This window comes from Streptomyces sp. NRRL WC-3618, from assembly GCF_001280005.1.
Lineage (GTDB): Bacteria > Actinomycetota > Actinomycetes > Streptomycetales > Streptomycetaceae > Streptomyces.
Window position 1 is genome coordinate 85,743 of the sequence record NZ_LGDW01000348.1, and the last position, 18,937, is coordinate 104,679.

Annotated in this window: 21 protein-coding genes and 1 riboswitch; of the genes, 10 read left to right on the top strand and 11 right to left on the bottom strand. The window is 70.7% G+C overall.

Annotated features, from left to right (window positions below; translation table 11 throughout):
• Positions 1–37 precede the first annotated feature (37 nt).
• Both ADL01_RS25710 and ADL01_RS25715 read left to right on the top strand, forming a co-directional pair.
• Positions 38–775, top strand: a complete 738-nt coding sequence (locus ADL01_RS25710; RefSeq protein WP_053744385.1) for a lysophospholipid acyltransferase family protein — start codon at positions 38–40, stop codon at positions 773–775.
• Positions 776–861: 86 nt separating this feature from the next.
• Positions 862–1,884 carry an NAD-dependent epimerase/dehydratase family protein gene (locus ADL01_RS25715; protein WP_107090994.1) on the top strand — a complete coding sequence of 341 codons (1,023 nt, stop codon included), beginning with the start codon at positions 862–864 and terminating at the stop codon, positions 1,882–1,884.
• A gap of 84 nt (positions 1,885–1,968) precedes the next feature.
• On the opposite strand, the gene ADL01_RS25720 is transcribed toward ADL01_RS25715, so the two are convergent.
• The 8 genes from ADL01_RS25720 to ADL01_RS25755 all read right to left on the bottom strand — a co-directional run bounded on the left by ADL01_RS25720 (position 1,969) and on the right by ADL01_RS25755 (position 9,214).
• Complete coding sequence (locus ADL01_RS25720; RefSeq protein WP_053744387.1) at positions 1,969–3,564, bottom strand: alpha/beta hydrolase; 1,596 nt, start codon at positions 3,562–3,564, stop codon at positions 1,969–1,971.
• A gap of 188 nt (positions 3,565–3,752) precedes the next feature.
• Positions 3,753–4,556, bottom strand: a complete 804-nt coding sequence (locus ADL01_RS25725; RefSeq protein ID WP_053744388.1) for an urease accessory protein UreD — start codon at positions 4,554–4,556, stop codon at positions 3,753–3,755.
• Entirely contained in the window at positions 4,520–5,200 is a 681-nt protein-coding gene (gene ureG, locus ADL01_RS25730; protein WP_053744389.1) for an urease accessory protein UreG, read from the bottom strand. The genes ADL01_RS25725 and ureG overlap by 37 nt, the downstream gene beginning before the upstream one ends.
• Positions 5,201–5,416: 216 nt before the next feature.
• On the bottom strand, positions 5,417–6,082 hold the full coding sequence (locus tag ADL01_RS25735) for an urease accessory protein UreF (RefSeq protein WP_053744390.1): 666 nt from the start codon (positions 6,080–6,082) through the stop codon (positions 5,417–5,419).
• 28 nt (positions 6,083–6,110) lie between these two features.
• Positions 6,111–7,832, bottom strand: a complete 1,722-nt coding sequence (locus ADL01_RS25740) for an urease subunit alpha (protein ID WP_053744391.1) — start codon at positions 7,830–7,832, stop codon at positions 6,111–6,113.
• Complete coding sequence (locus tag ADL01_RS25745) at positions 7,825–8,136, bottom strand: urease subunit beta (RefSeq protein WP_053744392.1); 312 nt, start codon at positions 8,134–8,136, stop codon at positions 7,825–7,827. The genes ADL01_RS25740 and ADL01_RS25745 overlap by 8 nt, the downstream gene beginning before the upstream one ends.
• A gap of 13 nt (positions 8,137–8,149) precedes the next feature.
• Complete coding sequence (locus tag ADL01_RS25750; RefSeq protein WP_053744439.1) at positions 8,150–8,452, bottom strand: urease subunit gamma; 303 nt, start codon at positions 8,450–8,452, stop codon at positions 8,150–8,152.
• A 111-nt stretch (positions 8,453–8,563) separates the two neighbouring features.
• The gene (locus ADL01_RS25755; protein WP_053744393.1) at positions 8,564–9,214 is read right to left on the bottom strand and encodes a TetR/AcrR family transcriptional regulator; all 651 of its coding nucleotides are present in this window, start codon (positions 9,212–9,214) and stop codon (positions 8,564–8,566) included.
• Positions 9,215–9,371: 157 nt separating this feature from the next.
• Here ADL01_RS25755 and ADL01_RS25760 point away from each other — a divergent pair, with 157 nt between their 5' ends.
• Positions 9,372–10,421 carry an ABC transporter permease gene (locus ADL01_RS25760; protein WP_063783587.1) on the top strand — a complete coding sequence of 350 codons (1,050 nt, stop codon included), beginning with the start codon at positions 9,372–9,374 and terminating at the stop codon, positions 10,419–10,421.
• 151 nt (positions 10,422–10,572) lie between these two features.
• Here the strand turns inward: ADL01_RS25760 and ADL01_RS25765 are convergent, their stop codons facing one another.
• Positions 10,573–10,851, bottom strand: a complete 279-nt coding sequence (locus ADL01_RS25765) for a type II toxin-antitoxin system Phd/YefM family antitoxin (protein ID WP_053744395.1) — start codon at positions 10,849–10,851, stop codon at positions 10,573–10,575.
• A 177-nt stretch (positions 10,852–11,028) separates the two neighbouring features.
• Between ADL01_RS25765 and ADL01_RS25770 the strand changes: the two genes are divergently transcribed.
• The 3 genes from ADL01_RS25770 to ADL01_RS25780 all read left to right on the top strand — a co-directional run bounded on the left by ADL01_RS25770 (position 11,029) and on the right by ADL01_RS25780 (position 13,030).
• On the top strand, positions 11,029–11,673 hold the full coding sequence (locus ADL01_RS25770; protein WP_053744396.1) for an ATP-dependent Clp protease proteolytic subunit: 645 nt from the start codon (positions 11,029–11,031) through the stop codon (positions 11,671–11,673).
• 7 nt (positions 11,674–11,680) lie between these two features.
• Complete coding sequence (locus ADL01_RS25775; protein WP_053744397.1) at positions 11,681–11,989, top strand: hypothetical protein; 309 nt, start codon at positions 11,681–11,683, stop codon at positions 11,987–11,989.
• Between the two features lie 384 nt (positions 11,990–12,373).
• Positions 12,374–12,553: riboswitch (cyclic di-AMP (ydaO/yuaA leader) on the top strand.
• A 3-nt stretch (positions 12,554–12,556) separates the two neighbouring features.
• Entirely contained in the window at positions 12,557–13,030 is a 474-nt protein-coding gene (locus tag ADL01_RS25780; protein WP_053744398.1) for a C40 family peptidase, read from the top strand.
• A gap of 333 nt (positions 13,031–13,363) precedes the next feature.
• On the opposite strand, the gene ADL01_RS25785 is transcribed toward ADL01_RS25780, so the two are convergent.
• Positions 13,364–13,825: an ATP-binding protein gene (locus ADL01_RS25785; protein WP_053744399.1), complete on the bottom strand. Its 462-nt coding sequence runs from the start codon at positions 13,823–13,825 to the stop codon at positions 13,364–13,366.
• Positions 13,826–14,037: 212 nt separating this feature from the next.
• Between ADL01_RS25785 and ADL01_RS25790 the strand changes: the two genes are divergently transcribed.
• Positions 14,038–14,895 carry a helix-turn-helix domain-containing protein gene (locus ADL01_RS25790; RefSeq protein WP_053744400.1) on the top strand — a complete coding sequence of 286 codons (858 nt, stop codon included), beginning with the start codon at positions 14,038–14,040 and terminating at the stop codon, positions 14,893–14,895.
• A gap of 9 nt (positions 14,896–14,904) precedes the next feature.
• A complete protein-coding gene (locus ADL01_RS25795; RefSeq protein ID WP_053744401.1) occupies positions 14,905–15,129 on the top strand; it encodes a DUF397 domain-containing protein in 225 nt (74 codons plus the stop codon).
• 87 nt (positions 15,130–15,216) lie between these two features.
• On the opposite strand, the gene ADL01_RS25800 is transcribed toward ADL01_RS25795, so the two are convergent.
• On the bottom strand, positions 15,217–16,344 hold the full coding sequence (locus tag ADL01_RS25800) for an 8-amino-7-oxononanoate synthase (protein ID WP_053744402.1): 1,128 nt from the start codon (positions 16,342–16,344) through the stop codon (positions 15,217–15,219).
• A gap of 154 nt (positions 16,345–16,498) precedes the next feature.
• On the opposite strand from ADL01_RS25800, the gene bioB reads away from it, so the two are divergent.
• Both bioB and ADL01_RS25810 read left to right on the top strand, forming a co-directional pair.
• On the top strand, positions 16,499–17,662 hold the full coding sequence (gene bioB, locus ADL01_RS25805) for a biotin synthase BioB (protein ID WP_053744403.1): 1,164 nt from the start codon (positions 16,499–16,501) through the stop codon (positions 17,660–17,662).
• On the top strand, positions 17,655–18,935 hold the full coding sequence (locus ADL01_RS25810) for an adenosylmethionine--8-amino-7-oxononanoate transaminase (RefSeq protein WP_053744404.1): 1,281 nt from the start codon (positions 17,655–17,657) through the stop codon (positions 18,933–18,935). The genes bioB and ADL01_RS25810 overlap by 8 nt, the downstream gene beginning before the upstream one ends.
• Positions 18,936–18,937: the final 2 nt, after the last annotated feature.

The window sequence follows — 18,937 nt, forward strand, 5'->3', positions numbered from 1 at the left end:
CCTGCGTTGACCTGCATTGATCTGAGGAGCGACCCCCTTGTTCTACTACGTACTCAAATACGTGCTGCTCGGGCCGCTGCTGAGACTGGTCTTCCGGCCTCGGATCGAGGGGCTCGAAAACGTCCCGTCGTCGGGCGCCGCGATCGTCGCCGGGAACCATCTGTCCTTCTCCGACCACTTCCTGATGCCCGCGATCCTCAAACGGCGCATCACCTTTCTCGCGAAGGCCGAGTACTTCACGGGTCCTGGGATCAAGGGGCGGCTGACCGCGTTCTTCTTCCGCAGCGCCGGGCAGATTCCGGTGGACCGGTCCGGTAAGGAGGCGGGGCAGGCGGCGATCCGTGAAGGGCTCGGGGTGCTGAGCAAGGACGAGCTGCTCGGTATCTATCCGGAGGGCACCCGGTCGCACGACGGACGGCTCTACAAGGGCAAGGTCGGGGTCGCCGTCATGGCGCTCAGGGCCCAGGTGCCCGTCATCCCGTGCGCGATGATCGGCACCTTCGAGGCGCAGCCGCCGGGCAAGGTCATCCCGAACGTCCATCCCGTGGCCATCCGCTTCGGCAAGCCCCTCGACTTCTCCCGCTACCTCGGGATGGAGGACGAGAAGGCGGTTCTGCGGGCCATCACGGACGAGATCATGTACGCCATCCTCAACCTCTCCGGGCAGGAGTACGTCGACCAGTACGCGGCCGTCGCCAAGGCGGAGGAAGCCGCAGCGAAGAAGGCGGAGAAGGAGCAGCGGGCGCGCAAGTTCCCGCGTATGCCGCTCAGTTGAGGCCGCCGACGCTCTTCACCACATCCGCGATCTGCTCGTGGCTAATCTCCTGCTGCCCTGGCGCTCTCAGCGGTTACGGTCGCTCCATGAAACGAGCTGTGGTGATCGGAGCAACCGGGCAGATCGGACGGGTGGCCGTGGGGGCGCTCGCCAGGGACGGGTGGGAGGTGACCGCCGTCTCGCGGGGCGGCGGACGGGACGGCGACTGGCCGGACGAGGTGCGGGTCGCGGCCGCCGACCGGGCTGACGACACGGCGCTCGGGGCGGTGGTCGGCGACGGGTGCGATGTCCTCGTGGACATGGTGGCCTACGGGCCCGAGCACGCACGGCAGTTGGCCGGTCTCGCCGGCCGGGTCGGGTCGGCCGTGGTGATCTCCAGCCTGTCCGTGTACGAGGACGACAAGGGCCGCAACTTCGACACGCAGGAGGAGCCCGACGGCTTCCCCGAGTACCCGGTGCCCATCACCGAGGAACAGCTCACGGTCCGGCCGGGCGAGAGCTCGTACAGCACCCGGAAAGCGGGCCTGGAGCGCGAACTCCTCGCCCTCGGCGACCAGTTGCCGGCCACGCTGCTGCGGGCGGGCGCGATCCACGGGCCGTACTGCCGTAGTCCGCGCGAGCTGTACTTCGTCAAACGCAACCTGGACGGGCGGCGCCGGCGCGTCCTCGCCTACGGCGGCGGGAGCCGTTTCCATCCGGCGAGCGTCCACAACATCGCCGAGCTGATCCGGCTGGCCGCCGCGCGTCCGGGTGCCCGGGCCCTGAACGCCGTCGATCCCGAGGCGCCGACGGTGGCGGAGATCGCCGGGGCGATCGACTCCGTGATGGGGGTCGAGGTGGAGACCGTTCTGGTGGACGGTCCGCCGCCGGTGCCCACCGTGGGCGACACCCCGTGGTCGACGCCGGTGCCCGTGGTGTGCGACATGTCCGCCGCCGAACGGGAGTTGGGCTACCGGCCCGTCGTCACGTACGCCCAGAGCCTGCCGGAGACCGTCGCCTGGATCGAGGGGCAGTTGGCCGGGCGGGACTGGCGGGAGGCGTATCCCAAGATGTACGAGACGTACGGCGATCTCTTCGACTACGCGGCGGAGGACGCCTGGTCGGCGTGACAGGAGGCGCGTGACGGGTGTGGGGCGGCCGGAAGAATCTCCGGCCGCCCCACACCTCGTACGACTGACTGCTGCAACTGGCTGCTACGGCTTGGGGGTGGCGTGCGGGGTGCAGGTCACGTCCGCCGCGTCCACCTTGCCGGTGAGCAGGTAGGTGTCGACCCGCGCGTTGATGCACGGGTTGACAAGCCCGGTCACGCCGTGGGAGCCCGCGTCCTTCTCCGTGATCAGGCGGGAGCCCTTGAAGCGCTTGTGCAGTTCGACGCCGCCGTCGTACGGGGTGGCCGCGTCACGCGTGGACTGCACGATCAGCACGGGCGGCAGGCCCTTGCCGGACTTCACGTTCACTGGCGTCTGCTGCTTGACCGGCCAGGTCGCGCACGGCAGGTTCAGCCAGGCGTTGGCCCAGGTCATGAACGGGTAGTCCTTGTGCAGCCGGGTGTTGTCGCGGTCCCACTTCTTCCAGCTGGTGGGCCACTTGACGTCGGTGCACTCGACGGCCGTGTAGACGGCGGTGCTGTTCTCGGAGGCCACGTTGCCCGCGGTGTCCGTGAGGTCGGGGGCCGCCGCGTCGACGAGCGCCTTGGTGTCCCCGGCGACGTACTTGCTGAACACGGTGGCGACCGGGATCCACGACGAGTCGTAGTACGGGGCGCTCTGGAAGAAGGAGATCAGCTCGGCCGGTCCGACCAGCCCGCCGATCGGGGCCTTCTTCGCGGTGGCCCGCAACTCCAGCCACTTCGCCTGTACTTGGGCCCGGGTGGTACCCAGGTGGAAGACGGCGTCGTTCTTCGCGATCCAGTCCTGCCAGTCGTTCCAGCGCGTCTCGAAGGCGACGTCCTGGTCGAGGTTGGCCTCGTACCAGACCTTCTCGCGGGACGGGTTGACCACACTGTCCGCGATCATCCGGCGGACGTGCCCCGGGTACATCGTCCCGTAGACGGCCGCGATGTACGTCCCGTACGACACACCGAGGAAGTTGAGCTTCTTCTCCCCCAGCGCGGCACGGATGACGTCCAGGTCGCGCACCGTGTTCGGCGTGGTCATGTACCGGAGCATCTCGCCGCTGCGCTCGTAGCAGCCCTCCGCGTACTCACGGGCCAGCGTGCGCTGGGCGCGCTTGTCCGCCTCCGAGTCCGGCACCGGGTCCAGCTTGGGCGCCTTCACGAACTCCTGCGGGTCGACACAGGAGATGGGCGCCGAGTGGCCGACTCCGCGCGGGTCGAAGCCCACGAAGTCGTACGCCTTCGACACGTTGGTCCACAGCGGGTTGTTCGTCGTGACCCGGCGCGGGAAGCGCAGTCCGGAGGCGCCCGGCCCACCCGGGTTGTAGACGAGCGCGCCCTGCCGGTCCTTCTTCGTCCCCGTGTTGCCGATGTGGTCGACGGCGAGCTTGATCTGCTTGCCGTACGGCTTCGCGTAGTCGAGCGGCACCGTGACCCAGCCGCACTGGATCGGCTTCTCCAGGCCCCAGTCGGCCGCGCAGTCCTGCCAGTCGATTCCGGCCTTCGCGGCTCGTGCGGCGGCGATGGTCGCGCCGCGCGTCTCACGGTCCTGGCCATGGCGGGCGTCCGCGCTGGCCGAGGGCGCCGCGACGGCGCCGGCTATCAGAGTCGCCGTGATGAGCGCTCCGGCGGAACCGAGCGCCGCGGCTCGTTTCGTCGCCTGCGTGCCTCTCAAGTGAGACCTCCCCGTACATAGTTGGTGTCGGTCGGTGACGGGGATCGATCCTTGCCGCTGCGCGGGACCCGTGAACAGGGGGAGACGGCGTTCTTTACCAATCCGATAAACGGTGAACAGGGTTTCGCTCAGCGGACATTGGGTGCGGTGTGGGGATTTGCCCGCTGATCGGCGGGCGGCCCCGTCGATCAGCCGCCGCGGGCCGGTTCCAGGATCGCCAAGGCCTCGTCCAATACCCTGCGCAGCCCCAGCGCGTCCGGCGCGACCGCGGTCACCAGTGCGGCGGGTCCGGCGAGCGGAACGAGCGCGGCGCCCTCCCCCAGCATCCGAGCCTCGACCGGCGCGTCCACGAACTCCGGCCGTACGACGATGAGTTGACCGAGCGCGCGATGCCCCGCCAGCACGGCCGGCCCGTCCCAGCCGCCCGGCGCCCCGGGTCCGCAGGCCAGCTCCTGGTCGAGGACGACCCGTCCCCCGACCCGCACCGTGAGACGGCTGCCGAGCCGCCCCGGGTCCTCACCGGAGCGACCGAGCACCTGCTCCTCACGGAACACGAACCGGGCGTCCGGCGCGAGATCGACACGGGTGCCGACATACAGCTCGCTGCCCTGGGCGCAGATCAACTGCTCCGGCAGCCAGCGGAGTTCGCCGCCGTCCGCGACAGCGATCCGTACGTCGTAGCGGGCCTCGCCCTTCGCCTGGCCCGGCAGTGCGATGGTGGCCGCGGCCGACGCGAGATGCAGTCGGGCGCCCTCCCCCACCTCCGCCTCCACAGCGAGGTGGTCGCCGCCGAGCGGCCCGCTCATGGCGCCGACCAGCATGACGCGGGCCTCGTCGCCGTGCGCCCGGATGCGGCGCAGCGCCAGCGGTCCGTCTCCGTCGAGCACCGGCAGGGCGGTGCCGCCCCGGCCGTCCGCCCGGGCGACGATCCGCGCGGTGGCCCGTACGCCGACGGTCATGCCGTCCACGCCGTGAGCTGCGCCCGCACCCATCCGGCGACCTCCGTGACGCCGGCCTCACCGCGCAGCGACTGGAAGACGACGGGCATGTTCCCACGCGCCGCCTTCGCGTCGGCGGCCATCCGGCCGAGGTCGGAACCGACGTACGGCGCGAGGTCGGTCTTGTTGACGACGAGCAGGTCGGCGGTGGTGACGCCGGGGCCGCCCTTGCGCGGGATGTCGTCCCCGCCGGCGACGTCGATGACGAAGATCTGCGCGTCCACGAGCCCCTTGGAGAAGGTGGCGGTGAGGTTGTCGCCGCCGGACTCGACGAGCACGAGGTCGAGGGGGCCGGTCTCGTCCTCCAGGTCCTCGACGGCCTCCAGGTTGGCGGAGATGTCGTCGCGGATCGCGGTGTGCGGGCAGGCGCCCGTCTCCACGGCGGTGATCCGCTCGGGCGGCAGGACGGCCTCGCGCAGCAGGAACTCGGCGTCCTCGCGGGTGTAGATGTCGTTCGTGACCACGGCGAGCGACAGCTCTTCGCGCAGGGCGCGGCAGAGGGCGGCGACGGTGGCGGTCTTGCCGGACCCGACGGGGCCGCCGAGCCCGATGCGCAGGGCGCGGCGGGTGCCGTCGGGCCGACGCGCGTCGGCACTCACGGCTGCGCCGGGCTGGGGGTGGGAGTGGTCGAGGTGCATGGATACGACTCCGGTTCTGTTCTCTGTCACTACTGCTGCTGCGTGCCGTCCTCGGGGGCGCTGCCCCCGAACCCCCGCTCCTCAAACGCCGGAGGGGCTGAAATACCAGCGCCGGCCGGCACCTCCAGCCCGTCCGGCGTTTGAGGACGAGGCCCCTTCAGGGCCGAACGGGGGTTCGGGGGCAGCGCCCCCGAGGACGGGCGAAGAAACGCGCCCCTAGGACGCGAACAATCGCACCGCCCACCCCGCATGCGCCTCCGCCCCCACCTCCAGCATCGGCGCCGCAGCCGCGGGCAACGCGTCCACTTCCCCCACGGCCGCCGCCTCCACCGCCCGGTCCACCACCCGGTCCAGCTCCGGCGCCAACCGCGCCAACACCCCACTCGCATCGAACGGATCAAGGCTCAGCAACCGAACCGTCGCCGTCGCGGGCCCGCTGACGCACTCGTACACGGAGCAGTACGCCGCGTCCTGTGGCCCCAGCCCCGCCGCCCGCGCCGCGAGCCCCAGGACCACCGGCTGATGCGCGCCCTTGGGGAACTCCCGTGCCAGCGCGTCGAGTTCCGCCGACGGCCAGGTAGCCCGTGCCGCCCTCATCAACTGCCGCCCCAGCTTCCGCGCGGCGACGCGCAACGCCGGGGACGGAGTGCGCGCGTCCGCCGCGCCGTCGAGCGCCACCGGATCGACACCACTGGCCGCGGCGGCGGCCAGGGCCGCCGACACGAGCCCCGTCGTGTGCAGCCGCCCCCGGCAGAACTCCTCCAGGCTCGCGGCCCCCGTGATACGCCCCGCCTTGACGGCGGCCTCGGCCCCGCCGGAGTGCGCGTGCCCTCCGGCGGGGAACCGGCCGTCGGCCAGGACGAGCAGCGCTGCCCTGCTCATCAGGCCCTCCCCTTGACGAACGTGCCCATCAGAAGAGGAAGTACCGCTGGGCCATGGGCAGTTCGGCGGCCGGAGTGGCCTCGACCAGCTCCCCGTCGATGTGCACGGCGAAGCTGTCGGGGTTGATCCGTACGTCCGGACGCGCGTCGTTCTCCCGCATGTCGGCCTTGGTCACCGCGCGGGTCGACTCGATCGCGACGAACCGCTTGCCCAGCTGGAGCCGCTCCGGCAGCCCGTCGTCGATCGCCAGCTGCGAGACGAAGTTGAACGAGTTCGAGGCCGGTGCCCGTCCGATCGCCCCGAACATCGGCCGGGGCAGGATCGGCTGCGGAGTCGGGATCGAGGCGTTCGCGTCGCCCATCTGCGCGTACGCGATCTGTCCGCCCTTGATGACGAGATGCGGCTTCACCCCGAAGAACGCGGGCTCCCAGAGGACCAGGTCGGCGAGCTTGCCCGTCTCCACGGAGCCGATCTCCCGCGCGAGGCCCTGCGCGAGGGCCGGGTTGATCGTGTACTTGGCGACATAGCGACGTACACGGTGGTTGTCGGCACTGCCGTCGCCCGGCAGGGCTCCCCGGCGCCGCTTCATCACGTGGGCGGTCTGCCAGGTCCGCATGATGACCTCGCCCACCCGCCCCATGGCCTGGGCGTCGGACGAGATGATGGAGATCGCGCCCAGGTCGTGAAGGATGTCCTCCGCGCCGATCGTCGACGGCCGGATGCGTGACTCGGCGAACGCCAGGTCCTCCGGCACCGCCGCGTTCAGGTGGTGGCAGACCATCAGCATGTCGAGGTGTTCCTCGGCGGTGTTGACGGTGTACGGCCGCGTCGGATTCGTCGAGCTCGGCAGGACGTGCGGCTCGGAGACCACGGACATGATGTCCGGCGCGTGCCCGCCGCCCGCACCCTCGGTGTGGTACGCGTGGATGCCCCGGCCCGCGATGGCCGCGAGCGTGTCGGCCACGAATCCGGCCTCGTTGAGGGTGTCCGTGTGGATGGCGACCTGGATGCCCGTGCGGTCGGCGACGGTGAGGGCCGCGTCGATGGCGGCCGGGGTCGAGCCCCAGTCCTCGTGGATCTTCAGGCCGAGGGCGCCGCCGCGGATCTGGGAGAGCATCGCGTCGTGCGAGACGGTGTTGCCCTTGCCGAGCAGGCCGAAGTTGAGGGGGTACTGCTCCATCGCCTCCAGCATCCGGGCGAGATGCCAGGGCCCCGGGGTCACCGTCGTCGCCTTCGAGCCCTCGGCCGGTCCCGTGCCGCCTCCGACGAGGGTCGTGATGCCCGAGGCGAGCGCCTCGTCGGCGATCTGCGGGCAGATCAGATGGACGTGCGCGTCGATGGCGCCCGCCGTCACGATCCGGCCGTTGCCGGCGATGATCTCGGTCTCGGGACCGATGACCAGGTCGGGATGGATCCCGTCCATCGTGTCGGGGTTGCCCGCCTTGCCGATACCGGTGATCCGGCCGTCGCGGATGCCGATGTCGGCCTTGACGATCCCCCAGTGGTCGACGATCACCGCCCCCGTGATGACCGTGTCCGGGGTGCCGTCCGCGCGCGTGGCGCGCGCCTGGCCCATGGACTCGCGGATGACCTTGCCCCCGCCGAACACCGCCTCGTCACCGGCGAGACCCGGACCGCCGGAACGATCCTCCTCGATCTCGATCAGCAGGTCGGTGTCGGCGAGCCGGATGCGGTCGCCGGTGGTGGGGCCGAACAGGTCGGCGTACGCGGCACGCGAGATCTCAGGCATCGAGGGCACCTCCGGTCTCCCCGCGCAGTCCGGGCACGATGCGCGCGCCGGCGAGCGGAACGAGTTGTACGTCGACGGGGATCCCGGGTTCGAAGCGCACGGCGGTACCGGCGGCGATGTTCAGCCGCTTGCCACGCGCAGCCGCGCGGTCGAACTCCAGGCCGGGATTGGCCTCGGCGAAGTGGTAGTGGGAGCCGACCTGGACGGGCCGGTCGGCGGCGTTCAGCACGGTCATCGACGTGACCTCGCGGCCCTCGTTGTATGCAACGGGTCCGTCGGCGAACAGGATCTCTCCGGGAATCACGGCAGCCCGCCCCTCAGACGATCGGGTCGTGGACGGTGACGAGCTTGGTGCCGTCCGGGAAGGTCGCCTCGACCTGGACGTCGTGGATCATCTCGGGGATGCCCTCCATGACGTCTTCCCTGGTCAGCAGCGTGCGCCCGGAGGACATCAGCTCGGCGACCGTACGGCCGTCACGGGCGCCCTCAAGGATGTGCGAGGTGATCAGCGCGACCGCCTCGGGATGGTTCAGCCGGAGCCCACGGGCCCGGCGCTTCTCGGCCACGTCCGCCGCCACATGGATCAGCAGCCTCTCCTGCTCGTGCGGGGTCAGTTGCACGGCTTCCCACCTCATATCCTCGCTCCGGACCGTGCGGGGTCCGGTTGCCCGATGCCACCAAAACCGCTGGTAGCGAGATGGGCACGCTAGTTGGCCGGAGTTTCAAGGACGTTAACCGGCCCGTGATCCACCCGGGTCGCGTCGAGCGGGCCCACCCAAGCTCATCAGACCGCGCAGGCCCTCCTGGAACACGTCGACCGACACGCCGCCGAAGAGGGCCATTTGCGCGATGAAGCCCTGGGCCGCGGCGATCATGGTCCGGGCGACACTCTCGGCCGGTACGTCGGCACGCATCAGCCCGGCTTCCTGATAGCGCTCGACCAGCCGCACCCACGGCTCGTGGACCTTGGCGTAGCCCTCGGCGAGCACCTTCGACAGCTCCGCGTCGCGCAGGGTCTCGGCCCACACCTGGACGATCAGCCGGGGGAAGACGGCCACCCCCTTGTGCGTCAGCCCCGGTCGCAGACCCAGCATTCTGCCCATCACCTCGCCCACGATCACGTCCAACGGCGGGAGCGGGTTCCGCTCACCCGCCGTCCTGAAGGCGTCCCCGACCTCCTGGAGCACCTCGGTGACGATGGCGGCGATCAGCTCCTCCTTACCGCTGAAGTAGCGGTAGACGGCTCCGGCGGACAGATCGACCTCCTTGAGCACGTCCTGCATCGACGTGGCATGGAAGCCGTTGCGGGCGAAGCAGAGTGCCGCGCCGTCGAGGATCTGACGGCGTCGGGCGTCCAGGTGTTCCTGGGATACGCGGGCCATGCCCCACAAACTAAAACGAACATTCCTTCTTGACAACACATCCCGTCGGCGGGACGGTGGGACCGCACCTAAAACGAACGATCCTTCTTTTTAGATTCCGGATGAGATCCGCCAGATGAGCTCCGTCAGTCGAGATCCGTCAGATTGGAGGGAAACCATGCCTCCCACCACGTCCACCACGTCCACCGCGAGCACCCAGGGGCACCACCGCCGTGTGATCGCCGTCGTCGTCCTGGCCCCCGTCCTGGTCGCGCTGGCGCTCTGGGCCTTCGCCTGGCCCGCCGCCCGCATCGCGCCTCGCGACCTGCCGCTCGGCGTGGCCGGCCCGGCCGCCGCGGTCACCCAGGCGGAGCGGCAACTGTCGGCACACGAGGGCGCGTTCGAGATCCACCGCTACGCCGACGAGGCCGCCGCCCGGGAGGCCATCGAGGACCGGACCGTATACGGTGCCGTCGTCGTCACGCCCCGGGGCCCGAAGCTGCTGACCGCGTCGGCCGCGAGCCCCGTCGTCGCCCAGATCCTCCAGCAGGCGGTGACCGAACAGGCGGCGCGGACCGGTGGATCGGGCGCCCAGGTCAGCACCGTCGACGTCGTCCCCGCCGCCGCGAACGACCCGCGCGGCGCCGCCTTCGGTGCGAGCGTGCTGCCACTGGCGCTCGCCGGTGTGGCCGCCGGCGCCGTGGTCACCTTGCTCGGTCTGCGCGGGGTGCGGGCGGCCGGTGCGCTGGTCGCCGCCGCCGCGCTGGTCGGGATCACCGCCGCCGCGGTCGCGCACAGCTGGCTCGGCGTGCTCACCGGCGACTGGTGGGCGGAGGCCGGCGCGCTGGGACTGACGGCGCTCGCCGCGAGCGGCGCGGTCGCCGGACTGGCCGCGCTGCTGGGCACCCCGGGTATCGGCCTCGGCAGCCTGACCGTCGTCCTGCTCGGCAACCCGTTCTCCGGGGCGACCAGCGCCCCGCGACTGCTGCCCGACCCGGTCGGCACGATCGGTCAGTGGCTGCCGCCGGGTGCGGGCGCCTCACTGCTGCGCTCGGTGTCGTTCTTCGACGGCGCGGCGGCCCTGGGGCCCGCCCTGACGCTGACCTGGTGGGCGGCGCTGGGCCTGGGTGCGGTGCTGCTGGGCAGCTCGCTCAAGCGCCGTAAGGAGGACGGGAACAGCGAACCGGCGCCTGCCGTCGCCGAGCGGGAACCGGCCCTCGCGAACTGACCGAACGCATCGAACACACCGGAAGTCGGGCGCGACAAGGACCGGGTGCCCCCGCCGTGGCCGACGGGGGCACCCGGTCCTTGTCGCGCCACGCCTTTTCGCGCCACGCCCTGTCGCGCCACACCGTGTCGGCACCCCCGCGTCCGTCCGCTCAGCGCGCTCCAGGCCTCTGGTGCTCTGCCGCGATGCCGAACCGCTGCCGCTCGACGGGCGCGGCGGCGGCGACCTCCCGGACGCTGGAGACCGCGCTGATGACCTGCCCCTCCGCCGCGTCGAGCTCGTCGAGGCGTTCCAGGTCGGCCGCGGAGACCAGGGCGACCAAGGGCTTGCCGTGCCGCGTCACGACGACGCGCTCACCGCCGTACACCACCTTGTTGATCAGGTCGGCGAGTTCAGCCCTGGCTTGCGTCACCGGAATCTCGTAGGCCATGTGTTCCAGCTTAGACCCGCCCTCCAGCACCCCACGTGTCCGGATTTCCCGCGCTTGTGGAGATCCGGACCCACGCGCGGCGCGTGATCGCGGCGAGTTTCGACGAGAAGAACCCTCGCTTTGCGCTCTGTACGTCCTGTACATTTTTTTACGGAAGCCATCGAGGAGGCGCACGCCATGAACGACTTCGACGACCCGTCAGCCCGTTATGTCCTGCCCGAGTTCACGGAACGCACCAACAGCGGGAGCCGGACGCTGGATCCGTACTCGAAGCTCCTGGAGGAACGGATCGTCTTTCTGGGGACGCCGGTCGACGACGTCTCGGCGAACGACGTGATGGCACAGCTCATGCATCTCGAATATCTGGCGCCCGACCGGGACATCTCGCTGTACATCAACTCCCCCGGCGGCTCGTTCAGCGCGATGACGGCGATCTACGACACGATGCAGTTCGTCACCTGCGATGTGGAGACCACCTGCCTGGGCCAGGCGGCCTCCGCGGCGGCCGTCCTGCTGGCCGCGGGTACGCCGGGCAAGCGCAGCGCGCTGCCGGGGGCCCGGGTGATGATCCATCAGCCCGCGCTGTCCGAGCCGATCCACGGCCAGGTGAGCGATCTCGCCATTCAGGCCCTGGAGTTGGACCGGGTCCGTAGCCTGCTGGAAGAGCTGCTCGTACGGCACACCGGCCAGAGCCCGGAGCAGGTCGCCGCGGACATCGAGCGGGACAAGATCCTGGACGCGCGGGCCGCGCTGGAATACGGGCTGGTCGACCGGATCGTGCCCAGCCGCAAGTCGTCGCACCCCGCCCCCGGCCCGAGGTGAGCCACCGATGCTTCCGCCCGAACTGCCTCCGCTGCCCGCCCTGACCCGCGCGGAGGGCGAGCTGATCGACCGTTACCTCGAAGTGGCCGATCTGCTCGGCCGTATCAACCCGGCTTATCACGGGGACACGTACCGCGGGCTGCGGGCCGCGCAGGCCCTGGTCGCCAAGGCGGTGGCCCTGCGGGACGCGCTGGAGTTGATGCACCAGCGGGGCGAGACGGAGGTGCACGCGGATACGCTGGCGCGTGCGCTGCGCGTCCTCGACGGGGAGCGCCGCACGGCGCGTGTCATCGTTCCGCGTGAGCCCGCCAGTTGACGCGTTCGGGCCGTCGGCCGGTAGCGGGCGCGCCCGGTCGGCCCGCCCACGGCCTTGGCCGGAACGGGCCGGGAAACGACTGGAAGTCATCCCCCTTTCGGAGTAGTCGCGCATCCCTCAACGGGACCGTTCGGGTTGCGACACGCGCGTAGTTCGCAGGCGAAATTGAAGCGTTCCCACCCTGGTCCGAGGGTGCGCCACCCCCTCGAAAGTCGTTCGGGGGCACGGGTGTCCACTCGAATGGGTCAGCGGTGAGTAACGCCACAAAGGGCCGATTCCATTGGGAATTTCCCGCTTCCATGAGCCAAGATCCCTTCCTGACGACAAGCCCCCGCCACAAGCGGCGGGGCGATCCGGGCGGACGCCGAGTCCTGCCGCCGCCCGGATGACCGGTCGACAGATGTGCATCGGCAGGAGTGGAGGACCCAGGCACGACGGGTCGCCGGAACGGTCACGCCATGACCGGGCCGAGCAGCCCTTGGGGTGAAGCCGCGTGAGCGGCCGGGCAACTTCGCCAGCCCGAATCCGACAGGTCATCCTTCACAGGCGGCTGACGAAGGGTTACGCATGTCTGCGCTCAATCGTGTCCCGTCGATGATGACCAGGGCCGGTACGGCTTCGGCCCTCACCCTCGCCGCAGTGGGCGGCAGCCTGGTGCTGCCTGGTGTCGCCACCGACGCCGCGGCGGTCACACCACCGACAAAGGCACTTCAGATCGCGGCCTCCAAGAAGGGCGCCCCGTACAAGTACGGGGCTGCCGGACCGAGGAGGTTCGACTGCTCCGGCCTCACGCAGTATTCGTTCAAGAAGGCGGGCAAGTCCCTGCCGCGTACAGCGGCGGCCCAGTACAACAAGACCAAGCACATCTCCGCCAAGAGCCGCAAAAGCGGAGACCTGGTCTTCTTCCACTCGGGCAAGAACGTCTACCACGTGGGCATATACGCCGGAAAGGGAAAGATCTGGCACTCCCCGAAGACCGGGGATGTCGTGAAGCTCCAGAAGATCTGGACGAAGAGCGTGTGGTACGGCCGGGTCAGCTGACCCGCCCGGGGCGGGACGGCGGCTCCAGGCCACCGTCCCACCCCGTCCGCCGCCGCACAGCGACAGCAGCACCCCGAAGCCCGTGAACGCGGCGCCGGTGACCGTCTCGAGCGGCCCGGAGGCCCCTCGGCCGGTGAGCGGCGGCCGGTGCGCGCGGCGGTTTCCGCACCGAGCGCGCCGGTGACGAAGCCCCGCCGCCTCGGACGTACGGCGGCCCGTGCCTCCCCGGGTTCCGCGGCCCGGGAACGCCACGGGGTGCGGAAGCAGCCCGCGGTGACTCCCAGCGCGCACCCGGCCCCCCGCCGCGCGGCCATGCGCACCGCACCGCTACCGCTACGGCTCCTGCTGGACCGCCGTCGTCACCCGTGGCCCGACCGGGACCGTCCACGGGAGCTCGATCGAGACCGTCTTGCCGCCCTCGCGGGTGGGGCGGACGCGCAGTCTGCCGCCCGCCTCGGCGGTCAGCCAGCGGATGATGACCATCCCTCGGCCGTTGTCCTGCTGGACGGCGGCGGGCAGGCGCTTGGGGAAGCGCGGGTGGCTGTCGGTGACCCCGAGGCGCAGGTTCTCGTCACGGTCGAGGGCGATGTCCACCGTGAAGGTGGGTGACAACCCGAAGGTGTGCTGTACGGCGTTGGTGGCGAGTTCCGAGACGATCAGACGGATGGTGTCGGCGGCTTCGGTGTCACCCGGCAGGCCCCATTCCGCCAGCACGCTGGCCACATACGCGCGGGCGGCGGAGACCGAGGCGGGATCGCTCGGCAGAGTGACGGATGCTTCCAGGTGGTCTGCCATGGCGAGGTCGTCCCTTTCCCACGGAACCGGAGCCCGACACGGAGCGGCTGGTTCGAGTACGGTCCCGGACTGGTGCTTCGCGCCAGACTGCCATTCCGGTGCCGGTCATGGGGTGCGATCCACCAAGATATGCATATATCTGTCGCTCGAAGCGGTGAACTCTGCGACCCCAGAGCGTATTTCGGCGGCTCGTCAGGAGTAAGGAGTGGCCCATGCAGTACGGCCCCGCGGTTCGCCGCCGAAAGCTGGGTGGCGAACTGCGCGCTCTGCGCGCCCGGGCCGGTCTCACCAGCGGTGAGGCGGCCCGCCTGGTGGGTTGGCACCAGTCGAAGGTGAGCCGGATCGAGACGGGCGCGAGCGGGGTGAAACCGGCGGACGTACGGTTACTTCTGGACGCGTACCAGGTCCCGGACGGCGAGTCGCGCGAGCTGCTGCTCGTGCTGGCGGGCGGCGAGGACGGCGGCCGGCACCACTGGTGGCACGCCTACCGTGGCGTACTGCCGCCCACCTACCGGGACTTCATCAGCCTGGAGTCGCAGGCCAGCACGATGCGCACCCTGGAGACCTCGGCGGTGCCGGGGCTGTTGCAGACCCCCGAGTACGCCCGCGCGATGACCCGGGCCGCCATGGACGGCCTGGAGGAGAGCCGGCTCGATGCCCTGGTCGAGGTGCGGATCGCCCGGCAGGACGTGCTGCGTTCGGATCCGCCGCTGGTGCTGAGCGCGGTCCTCGACGAGGCGGTGCTGCGCCGTGAAGTGGGCGGTCCCGAGGTGATGACGCGTCAGCTGGGGCGTCTCATGGACGCGGCCCGGCTGCCTCAAGTGCGGCTGCAGATCCTGCCGTTCAGCGCGGGTGCGTACATCGGCATCACCGGGCCTTTCGTTATCTTCTCCTTTCCGAGCACTTCCGACTTGGATGTGGTTGTTCTTGACCAAATGATGAGTAGCCTCTACCTGGAACGGAAAGAAGACCTCCGGGCCTACAGCGAGGCCTTCAACACCCTTCAGATCCACGCCCTTTCGCCCGAGGATTCGTTGGATTTCATCGCCGGTCTGCATCACGGCGGGTAAGGAGGCATCATGTCCGCTCTGCCTCGGAACGTACCGTCGTTCGTCGATTCGCCCGGTGTGCGGTGGCTGCGCAGCAGTTACAGCACGGGCGCGAACAATTGTGTGGAGACGGCCCGGCCGGACACCGAAGTCCAGGCCGGACCGCTCGCCGTACGCGACTCCAAGAACGCTGCCGGACCCGTCCTGCTCTTCTCCCACGAGAGCTGGCAGGGATTCCTCACCGCGTTCCGGTGATCGCCCTACGACGCACGGCCACGGTTCACCGACTCATGGTCGCGTGTCACTGATTCAACGGCACAACGGATCTACGGATCTGTGCGTCTACGGTCGGTTCTCGCCGATCACCTGTACCGCCCGTGCGATCTGTTCCTCGGCCAGGTCCGCGCGGGCGGTCAGCCGCAGCCGGGACACCCCGTCGGGGACGGACGGCGGACGGAAGCAGCCGACGCCCACTCCGGCGGCCCGGCAGTCGGCCGCCCAGCGCACGGCTCCCTCCGGGGACGGCGCGCGCACCGAGACGACGGCCGCGTCAGGTCGTACGGCCGACAGCCCCTCGGCCGTCAGCCGGGTGTGCAGCTCACGCGCCACCGCACGCGCCCGTGCGGCCCGTTCCGGCTCGCGGCGCAGCAGCGTGAGGGCCGCCAGGGCCGCGCCCGCCGCGGCGGGGGCGAGTCCGGTGTCGAAGATGAACGTACGGGCCGCGTTGACGAGGTGCTCGATCACCCGGGCGGGTCCCAGTACCGCGCCCCCCTGGCTGCCGAGCGACTTGGACAGCGTGACCGTCACGACGACGTCCGGCGCGCCCGCGAGCCCGGCCGCGAACGCCGACCCCTGCCCGCCCTCGCCCAGCACACCCAGCCCGTGCGCGTCATCGACGACAATCCCCGCGCCGAACTCCCGGCAGACGGCGGCGAGTTCACTCAGCGGTGCCGCGTCCCCGTCGACCGAGAAGACCGTGTCGGACACGGCGACGGCCGGCCCGGTGTGGGTGCCGAGTGCCTTGCGGAAGGCGTCCGGGTCGGCGTGGCCGACGACCTGGGTCGTGCCCCGGGCCAGCCGGCAGCCATCGATGAGCGAGGCGTGGTTGCCCGCGTCCGAGACGACGAGGGAGCCGTGCGGTGCGAGCGCGGTGACCGCGGCGAGGTTGGCCGCATAGCCGGAGGAGAAGACCAGGGCGGCCTCGAAGCCACAGAATGCGGCCAGTTCGCGTTCGAGTTCCGCGTGCAGTTCGGTGCTGCCGGTGACGAGCCGCGAGCCGGTGGCCCCGCCGCCCCAGCGCCGGGCGGCCCGGGCCGCGCCCTCGGTGACCTCGGGGTGGCGGGCCAGGCCCAGATAGTCGTTGCTCGCGAGGTCGAGGAGCGGGGAGTCGGCGGGGCGCGGACGCAGGGTCCGTACGAGTCCGGCGCGTCGGCGCGCTTCGGCCTGCTCGTCGATCCAGCCGAACGCCATGGGTCCTCCGGGCAGCCGCGTGATTGTAGGCAGTGGACAGACCCTAGCCGGACCCTCCGACACCCAGGATGTGGCAATACCCACACGTCGAAGCCCCTCTCTTGTACGAACTCTCCTTTCCCTCAGCCCGCCCCATACGTAAGGATCGGCTCCCATGGACCTGCTGACGACGCTGGTGGACAAGGGACTGCGGCGCGAGTTGCCGACCCGTGAAGAGGCGCTGGCCGTGCTGGCCACCTCCGACGACGATCTCCTCGATGTGGTGGCCGCGGCCGGGAAGGTGCGCCGGCACTGGTTCGGGCGGCGGGTGAAGCTCAACTATCTGGTCAACCTGAAGTCGGGCCTGTGCCCCGAGGACTGTTCCTACTGCTCCCAGCGCCTCGGCTCCACCACCGGCATCCTGAAGTACACCTGGCTCAAGCCGGACGAGGCCTCGAAGGCCGCGGCGGCCGGGCTGGCCGGGGGCGCCAAGCGGGTCTGCCTGGTGGCGTCCGGGCGCGGCCCGACGGACCGGGACGTGGACCGGGTCGCCGGCACCATCAAGGCGATCAAGGACCAGCACGAGGGCGTCGAGGTGTGCGCCTGCCTCGGACTGCTCTCCGACGGCCAGGCGGAGCGGCTGCGCGAGGCGGGCGCCGACGCCTACAACCACAACCTGAACACGTCCGAGGCCACCTACGGCGAGATCACCACCACCCACACCTACGAGGACCGCGTCGACACGGTCCAGAAGGCGCACGCGGCCGGACTGTCCGCCTGCTCGGGCCTGATCGCGGGCATGGGCGAGAGCGACGCGGACCTCGTGGACGTCGTCTTCTCCCTCCGCGAGCTCGACCCGGACTCGGTTCCGGTCAACTTCCTCATCCCGGTCGAGGGCACCCCGCTGGCCAAGGAGTGGAACCTCACCCCGCAGCGCTGTCTGCGCATCCTGGCGATGGTCCGGTTCGTGTGCCCGGACGCGGAGGTGCGGATCGCGGGCGGCCGTGAGGTCCACCTTCGGTCGATGCAGCCCCTCGCCCTCAACCTGGCCAACTCGATCTTCCTCGGCGACTACCTCACCACCGAGGGCCAGGCCGGCCAGGCCGACCTCGACATGATCGCCGACGCCGGTTTCGAGGTCGAGGGCTCCGACCAGGTGACCCTGCCCGAACACCGGGCGGCCGGCGGCGGCTGCGGCACGTCATCGTCGGGGGCGTGCGGCACGGAGGCGGGCGCCTGCGCCTCGGACACGGTCACGACGCCCGTGCCCGAACCCCGTACGGACTTGGTCACCGTACGACGCCGAGGTGCCGGAACGGATCTCGCGCCCAATGCCTGACCTGCCCCTGTCCGAGCTGCTCGACCTGGACCGGCGGCACGTCTGGCATCCGTACGGCCCCATGCCGGGCCGCGTCGAACCGCTCGTCGTGGAGTCGGCGAACGGGGTACGGCTGCGGCTCGCGGACGGGTCGGGCGAGCTGGTCGACGGGATGTCGTCCTGGTGGTCGGCGATCCACGGCTACAACCACCCGGTGCTCAACGAGGCGGCGCGCGAGCAGCTGTCGCGGATGAGCCACGTCATGTTCGGCGGGCTCACCCACGAGCCCGCCGTACGGCTGGCGAAGCTCCTTGTCGACATGTCGCCGGACGGACTCGAGCATGTCTTCCTCGCCGACTCGGGGTCGGTGTCGGTCGAGGTCGCCGTCAAGATGTGTCTGCAGTACTGGCGTTCGGTGGGCCGGCCGGCGAAACAGCGCCTGCTGACCTGGCGCCGCGGCTACCACGGCGACACCTGGCAGCCGATGTCCGTCTGCGACCCCGAGGGCGGCATGCACGAGCTGTGGCAGGGCGTCCTGCCCCGCCAGGTCTTCGCGGACGCGCCGCCCACGGAGTACGACGAGTCGTACGCCGATCATCTCCGCTCGACGATCGAACGGCACGCCGACGAACTGGCCGCCGTGATCGTCGAACCGGTGGTGCAGGGCGCGGGCGGGATGCGGTTCCACTCCCCCGCCTATCTGCGGGTGCTGCGGGAGGCGTGCGACGCGTACGGCGTGCTGCTCGTGTTCGACGAGATCGCGACCGGGTTCGGGCGCACGGGCGCGCTGTTCGCGGCGGACCACGCGGCGGTGACGCCGGATGTGATGTGCGTGGGCAAGGCGATGACCGGCGGTTATCTGACGATGGCGGCGACGCTGTGCACGGCGCGGGTGGCCGAGGGCATCTCGCGCGGGGCCGTCCCGGTGCTCGCCCACGGCCCGACCTTCATGGGCAACCCGCTTGCGGCGGCCGTGGCCTGTGCCTCGATCGGCCTGCTGCTCGACCAGGACTGGCGGGCGGAGGTCAAACGCATCGAGGCCGGCCTGCGCGACGGGCTCGCCGGGGCGGCGCGGCTCCCCGGGGTCCGTGACGTACGCGTGCTGGGCGCGATCGGGGTGGTCCAGCTCGACCACGAGGTGGACATGGCGGCGGCCACGGCGGCGGCGGTCCGCGAGGGCGTGTGGCTACGTCCGTTCCGCGACCTCGTCTACACCATGCCGCCGTACGTCACCGGCGACGCGGACGTGACCCGGATCGCACGCGCGGTGTGCGCGGCGGCCAAGGAGGGATGACC